The following is a 15,296-nucleotide window of genomic DNA, read 5'->3' as shown; positions in this document are numbered from 1 at the left end:
TTCGAGGCTCAGACCAGCGGCGGGTTCAGGCGAGCGAACCCTTCCTGCTGGCGATAGGGGGTGTGGGGATAGGGCGGCAGGACATCGCTGGCGGCGTCTAGGGCGGCGATCTGGCCGGGCGTCAGGTTCCAGCCGACGGCGCCGAGGTTCTGGCGAAGTTGTTCCTCGTTGCGCGCGCCGATGATGACCGAGGAGACGGTCAAGCGTTGCAGCAGCCAGTTGATGGCGACCTGGGGCACGGTCTTGCCGGTCTCTGCCGCGACGACGTCCAGGGCGTCGACGACGCGGTACAGGTGCTCGTCCTCGACCGGCGGAGCGAACGCGGCGGTCTGGTGCAGGCGGCTGCCTTCGGGGATCGGCGCGTCGCGGCGGATATTGCCGGTCAAACGGCCCCAGCCCAGCGGGCTCCAGACCAGGGCGCCGACGCCCTGGTCCGCGCCCAGCGGCATCAGGTCGGCCTCATAGGCGCGGCCGATCAGGGAATAGTAGACCTGGTGGGCGACGAAGCGGGGACGGGCGTCGCGCTCGGCGATCCCTTGCGCCTTCATCAGCGCCCAGCCGGGATAGTTGGAGACGCCGGTGTAGCGGACCTTGCCCGAGGTCACGAGCGTATCCAGCGTGGCCAGCAGTTCGTCCGCCGGGGTCGAGGCGTCGAAGGCGTGCAGTTGCAATAGGTCGATATGGTCGGTGCCCAGCCGGCGCAGGGCGTCCTCGACCGCGCGGATAACCCGGCCGCGCGACACGCCCCAATCACCGGGACCGTCGCCGGTGGGCAGGCCGGTCTTGGTCGAGATCAGCACCTGATCGCGGCGGCCCTTGATGGCCTGGCCCAGCACCTGTTCAGAGGCGCCGTCGGAATAGACGTCGGCGGTGTCGAACAGATTGACCCCGGCTTCCAGGCAGATGTCGATCAGGCGGCGCGCCTCGTCCTCATCGCTGTCGCCCCAGGCCCCGAACAGGGGGCCGGAGCCGCCGAAAGTCCCCGTGCCGAAGCTGAGGACCGGCACGCGCAGCCCCGATGCTCCAAGTTGACGATATTCCATGACTGTCCTCGTGACCTGTCTGTGTTCGGAGGCACAGATGGACGCCGGCGCGCGACGGCGGTAGGCAGGTGTCAGGCCAAACATTTTTGATCTGGACGCAAAGATGCAGATGATCGGGGTGGATCGGGCGCGCGAGATGGAAGTCTTCGTCGCCGTGATTCAAGGCGGCAACTTTTCGGCGGCGGGGCGGGCGCTGGGTCTGACGCCCTCAGCCATCAGTCGGACAATTGACCGGATCGAGGCGCGGCTGGGCGTGCGGTTGATGCTGCGCACGACGCGGGTGCTGACGCTGACGCCCGAGGGGCAGGCCTATCTGGGCGCGGCGCGACGGATTCTGACCGAGTTGGATGACGCCGAACAGGCGATCGCCGACCAGGGGGCGCCGCGCGGGCGGTTGAGGGTCAGCGCCTCCCTGGCCCACGGTCGCCAGCAGGTCGTGCCACTGCTGGGCGAGTTCGTGCGCCGCTATCCGCATATCCTGGTCGATATCAACCTGACGGATGTGGTGGTCGATGTGGCGGCGGGGCAGGCGGATGTGGCGATCCGGTTCGGGCCTTTGGCCGACAGCCCGCTAACCGCGAGGCGATTGGGCGATACGGGGCGGACCATCGTGGCGTCGCCTGACTATCTGACGCAACGGGGTGTGCCGTGCGTGCCGGAGGACCTGCACGATCACGACTGCCTGAACTTCAACTTTCGGCGTCAGGAGCCGGTCTGGCCGTTCCGTAGGGATGGGCGCGACTATGCGCTGACGGTGCGCGGATCGGTGGAGGCGAACAATGGCGAGACCCTGACGCAGTTGGCGCTGGCCGGCGTGGGGGTGACGCGGGTGGGGCATTTCAGCGTGAGCGACGCCATCGCCGAGGGGCGGTTGGTCCCGCTGCTGGAGGATTTCAATCCGGGGGATCGCGAACCGATCCATGCTGTCTTCGTCGGCGGCGCAAACATGCCGGCGCGGGTGCGGGTGTTCGTCGACTATCTGGCCGAACGGCTGCGCTGAGGCGACCTCAAACGAAAATCGCCGGACGGGCGAACCGTCCGGCGATCTGCAAGATCAGACGCGAGGTGCGATCAGCGCTTGCCGAAGATCATGTCGCCCAGCTTGGCGAAGAAACCCTTTTCCTCCGGCTTGGCGGCGGCGGGTGCGGCGGCGGGCTTGGGGGCCTCGACCGGCTTGGGCGCAGGAGCCGGAGCAGGCTTGGGCGCGGCGACCGTTTCTGCGGGCTTGGGTGCAGCGACAGCGGCGGCGGGTTTGGCGACCGGAGCGGCCTTGGGCGTTGCAGCCGGTTTCGGAGCGACGGCCTTGGGCGCGGCGGCTTTCGGAGCCGTAGCCTTAGAAGCAGCCTTTGGTGCAGCAGCTTTAGGTGCGGCGGCCTTGGCGGCGACCGGAGCCTTGGCGGCTGGGGCGGCCTTTGGCTTGGCGGCAGCCTTGGGGGCTACGGCTACGGCTTTGGCGGCGGCGGGCTTGGGCGCGGCAGCCTTGGGTGTGACAGCCTTTGCTGCTGCAGGCTTGGGCGCCGCAACCGGCTTGGCGACGGCCTTAGGCGCAGCGGTTTTCGCGGCGGCGGGCTTCACGGCGCTCGACTTCGGCGCGGCTTTAGGCTTGGAAGCGGCGGTCGCCGGCTTTGGCGACGCTGGTTTAGACGTAGACGGTGACTTGGCCATGTATTCCCCGACCCCTCGGTTTGATAAAAACGCGGCGGCGACGGGCAGACAACGCCGGATCGCTACGATTCGCCATATTACCGGTGTTTGAGAAATGTCCGAGTCCGCTCTTCAGATAATCGCACGCGGCCCACGCGCCGCCGCAGAAGCCGCCGCCGAGGCCATCGACGCCGATCCCCGGCTGGAAGGCGCGACCTATTCCATCCTGGAAGAGGATGAGGACAAGGGCGTCTGGCGCATCGACGCCTTCCCCACGACCGATGACGAGGTCGAGGGGCTGAAGGCTGTTCTGGCCGGCCATCCGGTCACGGTTTTGGTCGAGAAGCTGGCGGACGCCGACTGGCTGGCCATGTCGCTGTCGGGCCTGCCGCCGGTCGAGGCCGGGCGCTTCTTCGTCTATGGCGCCCATGATCAGGGCAAGGTGCCCGAGGGGCGAGTGACGCTGAAGATCGACGCGGGCGCCGCCTTTGGCACGGGCCATCACGGCACGACGGTCGGCTGCCTGGAGGCCTTCGATACTCTGCTCAAGACCGAGACCTTCGAGAAGGTGCTGGACGTCGGTTGCGGCACGGGCGTGCTGGCGATCGCGGCGGCCAAGACGGGCACGCCCATCGCCGTCGGCACCGACATCGACGAGCCCTCGGCGCGGATCGCCAACGAAAATGCCGAGATCAACGACGCCAAATGCGACTTCTATTTCGCCGATGGTTTGAGCGATCCGCGCATCGCCCAGCACCTGCCGTACGATCTGGTGTTCGCCAACATTCTGGCCGCGCCCCTGGTCGAACTGGCGCCCGAGATCGGCGCCGCGCTGAAGACGGGCGGGGTCGCCATCCTGTCCGGCCTGCTGCGCACGCAGGAGGAGCGGGTGCTGGAGGCCTATCTGCCGCTAGGGTTCGTGGTCGAACAGACCATCCATCACGACGCCTGGAGCGCGCTGCAACTGCGCAAGGGCTGAGAGACAAAGACGATCATGCGCCAGACCTTCGACGAAACGACCGATCCATCCTTTGGGGCCAAGCACCTGCCCTTGTTGCGCGCCGAGATGGCCAAGCAGGGGCTGGACGGCTTTCTGATCCCGCACGAGGACGAGCATCAGAACGAGTATCTGCCGGATGCCAACGAGCGGTTGGCCTGGGCGACGGGCTTCACCGGTTCGGCCGGGGCGGCGGTCGTGTTCCAGGATCGGGCCAGCATGTTCACCGACGGCCGCTACACAGTTCAGGTGAAGGCCCAGACCGATCCGGCGCTGTTGGAGCGGCGCGACCTGACCGAGGTCGCCGCCTATCTGGAGATGGCGACCAAGGGGGCGGTGATCGGTTACGATCCGCGCCTGCACAGCCCTGACGCCCTTGTCGCCTTCAAGGCGGCGGCGCAGAAGGCGGGGGCGACGCTGAAAGCCGTGGACGCCAATCCGCTGGACCTGGCCTGGGGCGCGGATCGTCCGGCCCAGCCGACGGCGCCGGTCGTGCCGCATGAAGACGTCTATTCCGGCGAGAGCCATGCGGCGAAGCGGGTGCGGATCGGCAAGGCTGTGGCGGATGCGGGCGCTGACGCCGTCGTGCTGACGGCGCCGATGTCGATCGCCTGGCTGTTCAATGTGCGCGGCGGGGACGTGATCCGTTCGCCGTTGCCTATCGGCCAGGCCATATTGGCGGCGGACGGCAAGGCGCGTCTGTTCCTGGTTCCGGCCAAGGTGACGAACGCGCTGCCCGGCTGGCTGGGTGACGATGTACGGATCGAGGCGACCGAGCAGTTGGCGGACGCCCTGGACGGGCTGTCGGGCCAAAAGGTGATGATCGATCCGTCGCTGTCCTCGGCCTGGTATTTCGACCGGCTGGAAGCTGCGGGTGCGACGGTGGTGCGGGCGATGGACCCATGCGCCATTCCCCGCGCGGCCAAGAATGCGGTCGAGATCGAAGGCAGCCGCCAGGCGCATATTCGCGACGGCGCGGCGCTGAGCCGGTTCCTGCACTGGGTCGATACGGTGGTGCAGGAAACCCTGCCCAACGAGCGTGAGGTGGTCGAGGCGCTGGAGCGGTTCCGCGAGGAGACAGGCGCGCTGAAGGATCTCAGCTTCGACACCATCGCCGGGGCCGGGCCGAACGGGGCGCTGCCGCATTACAAGCCGGTCGGCGCCACGATCCGCAACGTCGAGACCGGCTCGCTGCTGCTGGTCGACGGCGGCGGTCAGTATCTGGACGGCACGACCGATGTGACGCGCACGATGGCGGTGGGCGAGCCGACGGCGGACCAGCGTCACAAGTTCACTCTGGTGCTGAAGGCGCATATCGCCATGGCGACGATCCGCTTCCCGGCGGGGACCAGCGGCATGGCCCTGGACGCCATCGCCCGGGCCCCGATGTGGGCGGCGGGGCTGGATTACGATCATGGCACGGGCCACGGCGTCGGCTCCTATCTGGGCGTCCACGAGGGGCCGCAGCGGATCGCCAAATGGGGCACGGCCCAGCCGCTGCTGGAGGGGATGATCCTGTCCAACGAGCCGGGCTATTACCGCGAGGGCCATTGGGGCATCCGCATCGAGACCCTGCAGGTGGTGACGCCGGCCGTGGTTCCCGAGGGCGGAGAGCGGCCGATGCACGGGTTCGAACAGCTGACGTTCGCGCCGCTGGACCGCAAGCTGATCGAGGTCGGGATGCTGACGCCGGACGAGCGGGCCTATGTCGATGGGTATCACGCCGAGACCCTGGCCAAGGTCGGGCCGTTGATGGAGGGCGAGGCCAAGGCCTGGCTGGAACGGGCGTGCGCGCCGCTTTAGGGCTCAGGTTCGGCTGACGGCTTGGGCTTTTCGGTCGGACAGTGCCGCAGGTGGGTGATCGGGGTCTTCAACTCCGCCAGCGCCGCCCTGGTCGCCTCGTACCCTGTGGCGACGGGGCCGTCATAGGTCTTCCAGTCGCGGATGTCGGTGCTGTCGAGTCGGGGCAGGATCAGGACGTCGGCGTCGGTGCGCGACTGCGCCATTTCGGCGTCGGTGGTGATGGTGGCCGAACGCATCAGGATCGAGACGATGGGCGGGCCGGCCTTCCAGGCGCCCGACAGGATCCATTTCCACCAGGACGGCGGGTTCTCCAGCGACCGCGCATCGACGCCGCGCGTCTGGGACATGTCCACGCCGATGATCGGGCCGCTGTTCAGCTGGCGCATGACGCTGGTGGGGAAGTTCTTCAGCACGGCGCCGTCCACCAGCACCTGGCCGTCGATGACGACGGGCGGCAGGACGCCGGGAATGGCGATGGAGGCGCGCATGGCGCGGCGCATCAGGCCGGTGCGGTGTACCTCGATCCGGCCCGAGGTCAGGTTGGACGAGACGGCGAAGAAGGGCAGAGCCAGGTCTGCCAGGTCGATGTCGCCATAGGCCCGCTCCAGCAGGCCGGCGACCTTGCGGGCGCGCGACATGGCGATGATCGGCACCGCCAGATCCGACAGCGGGTCCGAATCGACGAAGGCGCGGCGGATCTCGAACTCCAGCCGTTCGGAACTCCAGCCCAGGGCGGGACCGGCGGCGACGACCGCGCCCATGGAGGCGCCGCCGGCGAAGTCGATGGGGACCTTGGCCGCCTCCAGCGCCTTGATCGCGCCGATGTGGCAATAGGCGCGCGCCCCGCCGCCCGACAGGACCAGGCCGATGGAGGTGCCGGTGACGACGCGGGCGATGCGTTCGGCGTCGCCGGCCTGGCCCTCGACGCAGTGGAACCAGCGGTCTGGCTGCAGCGCGTCCAGCCAGACACGGGTGTTGGCCGGGTGATGCATGCGCGGATCGCGCAGCAGGATCAGGTCGGTCAGACGCCGCCCGTCGCCGAAGCCGTTGCGACGCGGCACGGCGGACGGCGGGGCCAGAAGCCCGCTGCCGACGATGAACATCCGGTCCACCTGGCGCGCGCACAGATTGGCCCAGGTCGGCTGATCCTGTTCGGCGACATAGAGGACATAGTCATGGTCGCCCTCGACGCGGTTGAACCAGTCCAGCGCCGAGCTGAGGGCCGACTGGTCGATGACCTGGCAGGTGAAGCCCATGGCCTGGATGGCGGCGGCGATGCGCTCGACGAAGGCGCGGATCGGGCGGGGGCGGGCCGAGACGAAGCCGAAGACGCTGGGCTCCGACGCGCCGGCGGTGCGCTCGCGGGCGCGATGGATCATCAGGCGCGACAGCTCGACCATCAGATCGGGTTCGGTGCGGGCGGCCTCGAAGAAGGCCTCGCGCGGCAGGGCCAGGATCTCGCTGTCCCTCAGGGCGACGACGGTGGCGGTGTGGGGCGTGCCGGCCAGCATGGCCATCTCGCCCACCGGCTCGCCCGTCTTGACCACGCCCAGCAGATGGGCGGGCTGGTCCGCCTCCATCCGAAAGACGCCCAGACGGCCCGAGCGGACCAGATACAGGGTGTCGGCCGGGTCGCCTTCGGAAAACAGCGGCTCGCCCCCGGTCAGGGCGAACCAGCTGGCCCGGTCGATCATCCGACCTTCGAAGATGCGCGCGAGCGATGCCGCCAGCGTGTCGGGACGAAGCGTGGCCATGATGGGGTTGTAGGCGAGATTCCAGCGCGGGTGAAACGGGTGTTTGGACATCGTCTCCTCCCCATTTAATGGGAGGAGACGCGGCTCATGGGAGGAGACGCGGCGCATCTGTGCGCCGTGACGGAGGGGGTTTCCCCACATCACAGGCGCCTGTGGGACTTCAAGAGCCCCTCCACCGCTTCGCGGTCCCCCTCCCCACGAGTGGGGAGGAGACGATGTTGAAGCCTTCGCGCGTTGCCCGTGACGGCGAGGGCGGGTAGAGCGTTCGGCTTCTCCCGCCCAGCCGAAGTTTCAGACCATGCACGACATCAGAGCCATTCGCGAGAACCCCCAGGTTTACGTGGCGGGCTGGTCGTCGCGCGGGGTGGACGAGCCGGACGGGCTGGTGGCGGACATCCTGCGGCTGGACGGCGAGCTGCGCCATGCCCAGACGACGGGGCAGGACGCCCTGGCCAAGCGCAATGCGGCCTCCAAGCTGATCGGCGCCGCCATGGGGCGCAAGGACATGGCCGAGGCCGATCGGTTGAAGGCCGAGGTCGAGGCGCTGAAGGGCGATATCGCGGCGGCGGCCGAGGTCGAGGCGCGCGTCGGCAAGGAGCTGCGCGACCTGCTGGCGGCGCAGAAGAACCTGGCGGCCGAGGATGTGCCCGACGGCGAGGACGAGGCGGGCAACGTCGAGGTCTCGACCTGGGGCGAGCCGCGTCGCACCGGTCCGGCCAAGGATCACGCTGACCTGGGCGAAGCCTTGGGGATGCTGGACTTCGAGGCGGCGGCGAAGATGTCGGGCGCGCGGTTCGCGGTGCTGAAGGGCCAGCTGGCGCGGCTGGAACGTGCCGTGGGTCAGTTCATGCTGGACCTGCAGACGGATCAGCACGGGTATCTGGAAGTGAATCCGCCGCTGCTGGTGCGGGACGAGGCAATGTTCGGGACCGGGCAGTTGCCGAAGTTTGAGGATGATCTTTTCTCGACACGCATCAGGCTAGAATCCGATGTGTTGTCGGCATTCTTCTCCACTTTGAGCCGGGATCGCATTTTGGCATCCATTGATCGCGAGCCTGGTGAAGGTGGAGGCCGCGTCAACCAGTCACTTGAGGACGCTTTCCAAGACTTTATGCGTGGCGGTGATCGTCGCCTCCTCATCCCCACCGCCGAAGTCTCCCTGACCAATCTCGTGCGCGAGACCATCCTGTCCGAGGACGAGGTGGCGACGCCGATCCGGATGACGGCGCTGACGCCGTGCTTCCGGGCCGAAGCCGGGTCTGCGGGGCGCGATACGCGCGGGCTGATCCGTCAGCACCAGTTCTCCAAGGTCGAGATGGTTTCGATCTCGCGGCCAGAGGACAGCGACGCCGAGCACGAGCGGATGACGGGCTGCGCCGAGGCGGTGCTGAAGGCGCTGGAGCTGCCGTTCCGGCGGATGCTGCTGTGCAAAGGCGATATGGGCTTTTCGGCGCAGAAGACCTTCGACCTGGAGGTCTGGCTACCCAGCCAGGGGACCTATCGCGAGATCAGTAGCTGCTCGAACTGTGGGGACTTCCAGGCGCGGCGCATGGATGCGCGGTTCAAGCGGGCCGGCGAGAAGAAGACCGAGTTCGTCCATACGCTGAACGGGTCGGGCCTGGCGGTCGGTCGCACGCTGGTGGCGATCATGGAGAACTATCAGCAGGAGGACGGGCGGATCGCGGTGCCGGCGGTGTTGCAGCCCTATATGGGCGGGTTGGAATTCGTCGGCGGCAGCCAATGATTTTTCCGCTCATCCCGGCGAAAGCCGGGACCCAGTGCTTTGGGCGAAAACCGCGTAATATTCTAGCGCCTTTGATCCAACGCACTGCCGAGCGACAGAACTGGGTCCCGGCTTTCGCCGGGATGAGCGGAGTTTAAAGTGCGTATTCTCCTGACCAACGACGACGGGATCGAGGCCGAGGGCCTGGCGTGTCTTGAGCGGATCGCGCGCACGCTGAGCGACGACGTGTGGGTTTGCGCGCCTGCGGTCGAGCAGTCGGGCAAGGGGCGGGGGATCACCCTGACCGAGCCGCTGCGGGTGATGAACCTGGGCGAGAAGCGGTTCGCGGTGACGGGGACGCCGACCGACTGCGTCGTGCTGGCGGTCAACGACCTGATGCCCGAGAAGCCGGACTTGGTGCTGTCGGGGGTAAACCGGGGGCACAATATCGGCGAGGACGTCAGCTATTCCGGCACGGTGGCGGGCGCGTTGCAGGGGATGGCGTTCGGCATCCGCTCCATCGCCCTGAGCCAGAGCCTGGAGCGGTTCCACGACGAGGTGGTGGCGCATTGGGAGACGGCCGAGGCGTTCGCGCCGGCGATCATCAGCCGCCTGCTGGACCAGAAATGGGCGCCGGGGGTGGTGATGAACCTGAACTTCCCCAACCGCCCACCGGAAGCGGTGGAGCAGGTCGAGGTGACGACGCAAGGGTTCCGCAACGTCGGCGAGATGCACGCGGTGCGGCGCGTCGATCTGCGCGGGCGCGACTATTACTGGATGAGCTTCCGGGGCGAAAAGCAGGAGCATGCCGAGGGCACGGACCTGAGGGCCATCGAGGAAGGGCGGATCTCGGTCACGCCGCTGCATATCGACCTGACGCATATGACCAGCGTGCATGATCTGAAGAAGGTGCTGGGCGGGGCGCCGCCTAAGACTGTGGCGAGCGCGGCATGAACCTGCACGACGACCGGGCCGGGCGCTTGATCCTGTCGCTGAGGCAGCAGGGGGTCACGGACCCGCGCGTGCTGAAGGCGATGGAGAGCATCGACCGCGCGGTCTTCGTGCATGAGAAGTTCCTGGATCAGGCGTGGGAGGATCAGGCCCTGCCGATCGACTGCGCCCAGACGATCAGCCAGCCCTATATCGTCGGCCTGATGACCCAGGCGCTGGAGGTGCAGGCGCGGCATCGTGTGCTGGAGATCGGCACCGGCAGCGGATACCAGTGCGCGGTGCTGAGCCGGTTGGCGCGCTATGTCTATTCGGTGGAGCGGTATCGCAGCCTGCTGGTCGAGGCGGAGGCGAAGCTGCGCACGCTTCAGATCGACAATGTCATCACCAAGCATGGCGACGGCGGCCTGGGCTGGGCCGAACAGGCGCCGTTCGACCGGATCATGGTCACGGCCGCGTCGCCGACGGAACCGACCGAACTGCTGAAACAGCTGAAGCCGAACGGGGTGCTTGTCGCGCCGGTGGGGCGGACGTCGGTGCAGATGCTGCACCGCTATGTGGGGCAGGGCGATGGCTCGTTCCATCGCGAGAGCCTGACGGAGGTGCGGTTCGTGCCCTTGGTCGAGGGGACCGCCAAGGAGGGGTGACGGTTGCAAAACGGCGTCGTCGGATACACTGTCACGATATGAACCGCGCCATTTTGCTATTGACGGCTCTCTGCTCGCTAGTGATCCCCTCGGCGGCGTCTGCACACCAATTTCTCGATTACTTTGATTATGGAAAGGCCGAGCTTTCGCCGCTTGGCTATCGTACAGCTCGCGACGTGATACGCTATGCAGGCGTCGGGCGATATGAAATCGTGATTACTGCATACCTAGACACGGCTGAAGATCGTGAATTCAGCGAAGAGCTTGCGATGAGCAGAGCGCAGTCGATGGCTAGCGAGCTGGTCAACCTTGGCGCAGACCCAGCCCGCATCAAGATGCGATCGGGGGGTATCGCTCTTGCGAAACCTACTCCCGATTATACTCCAGAGCCCCTCAACCGCCGTCTCGTCGTCGATCTGACCTGGCCCCGTTAACCTTCGCGCCCCAATTCCGCGATGATTGCGGGGTTGGCTTATGGGGCGCGAGCGGGCACACCGGGCGGGCGAGTTTAACCATGTGAGGAGCAGCCGGTGGCGGTGATTTCGGGCTGGATGAGAGCGGTTTTGATCGCGGGCGCGGCGCTGAGCACGGCGGCCTGTATCAGCTATCCGTCCGAGCCGCGCTATTCGACGCATGCGAACCCGGCGCCGGCCCCAGGCCAAGGATCGGGGCAGGGCGCCTATCCGCAGCAGCCAGCCTATCCGAACGGTCAGCAGAACCAAGCCTATCAGCCCGCTCCTTATGAATCGCCGCCGCCGGCCACGGCGCCGATCGGTCAGGTGGAAGGCGGGGCCTTGCCGCCGACCGTCAGCATGAATCCCGGTCAGCCAGCCTATCAACCGCCCGCGTATCAGCCGCCCTCCTATCCATCGTCGTCGGCCCCGGTTCGGCCCGGCGCGGCCTATGTCATTCAGCCGGGTGATACGATCTCGGGAGTGGGGCGTCGCTTCCAGACACCGGTGCAGACGCTGATCGACCTGAACGGCCTGGGGCCGCGCGGGGCGATTACTAACGGTCAGCGAATCATTCTGCCGGAAGCGGCGGTGGATACCGGGCGTGACCCTTATGCGACCGGCGGCTCGCCCGTCGGCGTGCTGGTGCCGAACAACGGCGTGATTCCGCCGCCGCCTCCGCCGCCGTCGGGCAATGCCGCTCTGCCGGTGCAATCGCGGCCCGTGACGCAGCCCCTGGCCCAAGGACCGACCCAGGACCCGGCGGCGCAGGGGCCGGCCGCAACGGGACAGCCGAACCTGCTGTGGCCCGTGCGGGGCGACATCGTGCGGCGGTTCGGCCCGGTCGGCATGGGCGAGCGCAACAACGGCGTGAACATCGGCGCCTCTGCAGGCGCGGCGGTCAGCGCGTCGGCGGCCGGACGCGTGGCCTATGTCGGCGACGATCTGGTCGGGCAGGGGCTGACGGTTCTGGTGGTCCACGCCAACGGCTGGCGCACGGTCTATGGCCATCTGGGTTCGGCGACGGTGAAGGATGGCGACGACGTGCGGGCCGGTCAGCAGATCGGCACCGTGGGTCTGACGGCCGGCGACGGACGCCCTTCGATCCACTTCGAGACCCGCCAGATGCGCGGCGACGACCCCGTCGCGATCGATCCCCTGACCGTATTGCCACGCTGATCGATTTAGTCGCGTTGCAATCCGCGAGGCGCGGCCCTAGGTTCCGCGCCTCGTTTTAATGGGGCGCCGACGAGGGCTGCCCCCCTTTTGCTTTGGAGACTACCCATGGGCGCTGAAGGCGGCTTGACGGCGCAACTGATCGGCTTCGCGCCCATCATCGGTATTTTCATCCTGTTCTACTTCCTGCTGATCCGTCCGCAGCAGAAGCGCGCCAAGGAACATGCAACGGCCATCGGCGCCGTCAAGCGCGGCGACACGGTCGTCCTGGGTAGCGGCATGATCGGCAAGGTCACCCGCGTCGAGGAGGCCGAGGTCAACGTCGAGATCGCGCCCAGCGTCAACGTGCGCGTGGTCAAGTCCATGATCGCCGAGGTGCGCAACCGCACCGCCATCGCCGCCAACGATTCCAAGGCCTGATACGCTCGCGTATCGCTGAACCGAGACCGCCCTCATGATTCAGCTGTCGCGCTGGAAAGTCATTCTCGTCGTCGTCGCGGCCGTGCTCGGCTGCCTGTTGGCGTTTCCGAACCTGCTTTCGGACTCCCAACGTGCGGCGCTGCCCGGCTTCATGCCCAAGAACAAGCTGAACCTGGGGCTGGACCTTCAGGGCGGCTCGTATCTGCTGCTGGAAGTCGACGTGCCGGCGATGCGCGAGAAGCGCGTCACCAACCTGATCGAAGACGTGCGCGTCACGCTGAACGGCGCGGGCATCGCCACAAACGGCTTCCAGCGCGAAGCGGGCGGCGTGGTCGTAACCCTGGCCAATCCAGCCCAGAGCGATGCCGCGTTCAAGGCGCTGCAGCAACTGGGCGGACAGGCGGGGGCGGGCGGCCAGGTCGAGCGCGCCGCTACGCGTCTGGGCGACAACCGCGTCCGCTTCGCCTACACCGACGCCGCACTGAACGGCATGGGCGCGACGGCCGTGGATCAGTCGATCGAGGTGGTGCGCCGCCGGATCGACAGCCTGGGGACGCGCGAACCCTCCATCACCCGCCAGGGCACGGACCGGATCGTGGTCCAGGCGCCGGGCGAGAGCGATCCGACCAAGCTGGAAGAAGTCATCGGCCAGACGGCCCAGCTGACGTTCCAGATGGTGGACGTCGAGAACTCGGTCACCGAGGCCCAGGCGGGCCGCGTGCCGCCCGATTCCGAACTGCTGGTCGGCGAGGACGGCACCCCCTATCTGGTCAAGAAGCGCGTGCTGGTGTCGGGCGAAAACCTGACCCGTGCAGGCGTCGGTTCGGACCAGAGCGGCCGCCCCGCCATCGATTTCCGCTTCGACGGCGCCGGCGCACGCCGGTTCGGCGAGGCGACCGCCGCCAATCTTCAGAAGCCGTTTGCGATCATCCTGGACGGCAAGGTCATCTCCGCCCCGACCATCCAGAGCGCGATTACCTCGGGATCGGGTCAGATCACAGGCACTTTCTCCATTCAGGAAGCGGCGACCCTGGTGAACCTGCTGAACGGCGGGGCCCTGCCGGCGCCGCTGAACGTCGAGGAACGTCGGACCGTGACGGCCGAGCTGGGTGCGGACGCGGTCTCCGCCGGCGCCCTGTCGACCGGCGTGGGCTTCGCCATCATCGTGCTGTTCATGATCCTGGCTTACGGCTTCCTGTTCGGCGGCGTGTCCGTGGTGGGTCTGGTGCTGAACGGCGTGCTGATCGTGGCCGCCATGTCGCTGACCCAGGCGACGCTGACATTGCCGGGCATCGCAGGTCTGATCCTGACCTTTGCGGTCGCGGTGGACGCCAACGTGCTGATCTACGAGCGGATGCGTGACGAGGCCCGATCGGGCCGCAGCGTCATCGCGTCGATGGACGCCGGCTTCAACAAGGCCATGGGCACCATTATCGACGCCAACCTGACGACCTTGGTCGCGGCGGGCATCATGTTCGCCTTCGGTCAGGGACCGGTGCGCGGATTCGCCTGGACCCTGACCATCGGTGTCTTCACCTCGGTCTTCTCTTCGGTCCTGGTCGCCCAGGTCCTGCTCGGGTATTGGCTCAAGACGGCCAAGCCCAAAAAACTGCCGATCGCGGAGTGATGGCGATGCGTGGATGGCCCCTCATCAAACTGCTGCCGCAGAAGACGAACTTCCATTTCGTCAAATACGCCCGTTTCGCCGGTGTCCTGTCGGTTATCCTGTGCGTCGCGGCGATCGTGTCGTGCTTCTATCCCGGCCTGAACATGGGCATCGACTTCCGGGGCGGCGCCTCGATGGAAGTGTCGAAGCCAGCCGGTCAGGTGATCGAGCTGGACCGCGTGCGCGAGACGGTCAACGGCCTGAACCTGGGCGATGTCCAGGTGCAAGGCATCGCGCGCCGCGACACCAATGTGGACGACGGCTCCACCGCCATCCTGCGCTTCCAGGTGCCGGAAGGCCGTGACCAGACCCAGGTCGTCAATCAGGTCGAGGGCGCCATCAGTCAGGCGGTTGGCGAAGTCAGCTATTCTGGCGTCAGCGTCGTTGGCTCCAAGGTTTCGGGCGAACTGTTCACCTCGGGCGTCCTGGCCCTGGGCGTCGCGATCGCTCTGATGTTCCTCTACATCTGGTTCCGGTTCGAGCCGCAGTTCGGCTTCGGCGCCGTGGTCGGCCTGCTGCACGACGTGATCCTGACGTTCGGGCTGATCGTGCTGTTCAAGCTGGAGTTCAGCCTGAACATGGTCGCCGCCGTCCTGACCGTCATCGGCTATTCGATGAACGACACCGTCGTCGTGTTCGACCGTCTTCGTGAGAACCTGCGCAAGTACAAGACCATGCCGCTGCGCGACGTGATCGACCTGTCGCTGAACGAGACCCTGTCGCGGACCATCATCACTGGCGTAACCGCCGTCATGGTGCTTGCGGCCTTGGCCATCTTCGGCGGCGAAGCCCTGTTCGGCTTCTCCATCGCCCTGATGTTCGGCATCATCATCGGCACCTATTCGTCGATCTACGTCGGCGCGCCGATCATCCTGCTGTGGGGCGTCAAGCGCGGCGCCTTGGCCGACGACGCCAAGCCGGTGAAGCTGGGCATGGCCAGCCGGCCGTAGGTCTTAGATCATCGTCGAGAAAACGGGCCGTCCTTGCATTTGCGAGGGCGGCCTTTTTCTTGGGCGTCGTCCA

14 protein-coding genes are annotated in these 15,296 nt (G+C 67.0%); 11 read left to right on the top strand and 3 right to left on the bottom strand.

Annotation, left to right across the window (positions count from 1 at the left end; genetic code table 11):
- Positions 1–8: 8 nt before the first annotated feature.
- The gene (locus ACZZZD_RS03715; protein WP_463432771.1) at positions 9–1,043 is read right to left on the bottom strand and encodes an aldo/keto reductase; all 1,035 of its coding nucleotides are present in this window, start codon (positions 1,041–1,043) and stop codon (positions 9–11) included.
- Positions 1,044–1,146: 103 nt separating this feature from the next.
- Between ACZZZD_RS03715 and ACZZZD_RS03710 the strand changes: the two genes are divergently transcribed.
- Entirely contained in the window at positions 1,147–2,043 is an 897-nt protein-coding gene (locus ACZZZD_RS03710) for a LysR substrate-binding domain-containing protein (RefSeq protein WP_463432769.1), read from the top strand.
- A 71-nt stretch (positions 2,044–2,114) separates the two neighbouring features.
- On the opposite strand, the gene ACZZZD_RS03705 is transcribed toward ACZZZD_RS03710, so the two are convergent.
- The gene (locus tag ACZZZD_RS03705) at positions 2,115–2,618 is read right to left on the bottom strand and encodes a hypothetical protein (RefSeq protein ID WP_463432767.1); all 504 of its coding nucleotides are present in this window, start codon (positions 2,616–2,618) and stop codon (positions 2,115–2,117) included.
- Positions 2,619–2,802: 184 nt separating this feature from the next.
- Between ACZZZD_RS03705 and ACZZZD_RS03700 the strand changes: the two genes are divergently transcribed.
- Positions 2,803–3,666, top strand: a complete 864-nt coding sequence (locus ACZZZD_RS03700) for a 50S ribosomal protein L11 methyltransferase (protein WP_463432765.1) — start codon at positions 2,803–2,805, stop codon at positions 3,664–3,666.
- A gap of 15 nt (positions 3,667–3,681) precedes the next feature.
- Entirely contained in the window at positions 3,682–5,487 is a 1,806-nt protein-coding gene (locus ACZZZD_RS03695; RefSeq protein ID WP_463432763.1) for an aminopeptidase P family protein, read from the top strand.
- Here ACZZZD_RS03695 and ACZZZD_RS03690 read toward each other — a convergent pair.
- The gene (locus ACZZZD_RS03690; protein ID WP_463432761.1) at positions 5,484–7,292 is read right to left on the bottom strand and encodes a patatin-like phospholipase family protein; all 1,809 of its coding nucleotides are present in this window, start codon (positions 7,290–7,292) and stop codon (positions 5,484–5,486) included. The genes ACZZZD_RS03695 and ACZZZD_RS03690 overlap by 4 nt on opposite strands.
- Before the next feature lie 247 nt (positions 7,293–7,539).
- Between ACZZZD_RS03690 and serS the strand changes: the two genes are divergently transcribed.
- The 8 genes from serS to secF all read left to right on the top strand — a co-directional run bounded on the left by serS (position 7,540) and on the right by secF (position 15,223).
- Positions 7,540–8,985, top strand: a complete 1,446-nt coding sequence (gene serS, locus ACZZZD_RS03685; RefSeq protein WP_463432759.1) for a serine--tRNA ligase — start codon at positions 7,540–7,542, stop codon at positions 8,983–8,985.
- 138 nt (positions 8,986–9,123) lie between these two features.
- The gene (surE, locus tag ACZZZD_RS03680) at positions 9,124–9,918 is read left to right on the top strand and encodes a 5'/3'-nucleotidase SurE (RefSeq protein ID WP_463432757.1); all 795 of its coding nucleotides are present in this window, start codon (positions 9,124–9,126) and stop codon (positions 9,916–9,918) included.
- Entirely contained in the window at positions 9,915–10,559 is a 645-nt protein-coding gene (locus tag ACZZZD_RS03675; RefSeq protein ID WP_463432755.1) for a protein-L-isoaspartate(D-aspartate) O-methyltransferase, read from the top strand. The genes surE and ACZZZD_RS03675 overlap by 4 nt, the downstream gene beginning before the upstream one ends.
- Before the next feature lie 38 nt (positions 10,560–10,597).
- A complete protein-coding gene (locus ACZZZD_RS03670) occupies positions 10,598–10,993 on the top strand; it encodes an OmpA family protein (protein WP_463432753.1) in 396 nt (131 codons plus the stop codon).
- A 96-nt stretch (positions 10,994–11,089) separates the two neighbouring features.
- The gene (locus tag ACZZZD_RS03665) at positions 11,090–12,190 is read left to right on the top strand and encodes a peptidoglycan DD-metalloendopeptidase family protein (protein WP_463432751.1); all 1,101 of its coding nucleotides are present in this window, start codon (positions 11,090–11,092) and stop codon (positions 12,188–12,190) included.
- A gap of 105 nt (positions 12,191–12,295) precedes the next feature.
- The gene (gene yajC, locus ACZZZD_RS03660) at positions 12,296–12,607 is read left to right on the top strand and encodes a preprotein translocase subunit YajC (RefSeq protein WP_463432749.1); all 312 of its coding nucleotides are present in this window, start codon (positions 12,296–12,298) and stop codon (positions 12,605–12,607) included.
- A 34-nt stretch (positions 12,608–12,641) separates the two neighbouring features.
- Positions 12,642–14,234, top strand: coding sequence for a protein translocase subunit SecD (gene secD, locus ACZZZD_RS03655; protein WP_463432747.1), 1,593 nt, complete (start codon positions 12,642–12,644; stop codon positions 14,232–14,234).
- Positions 14,234–15,223 carry a protein translocase subunit SecF gene (secF, locus tag ACZZZD_RS03650; protein ID WP_463432745.1) on the top strand — a complete coding sequence of 330 codons (990 nt, stop codon included), beginning with the start codon at positions 14,234–14,236 and terminating at the stop codon, positions 15,221–15,223. Before secD ends, secF begins: the two co-directional genes overlap by 1 nt.
- Positions 15,224–15,296 lie beyond the last annotated feature (73 nt).

This window comes from Brevundimonas sp. AC546 (assembly GCF_979258305.1).
This window is presented reverse-complemented; position numbering and strand designations above follow the sequence as displayed.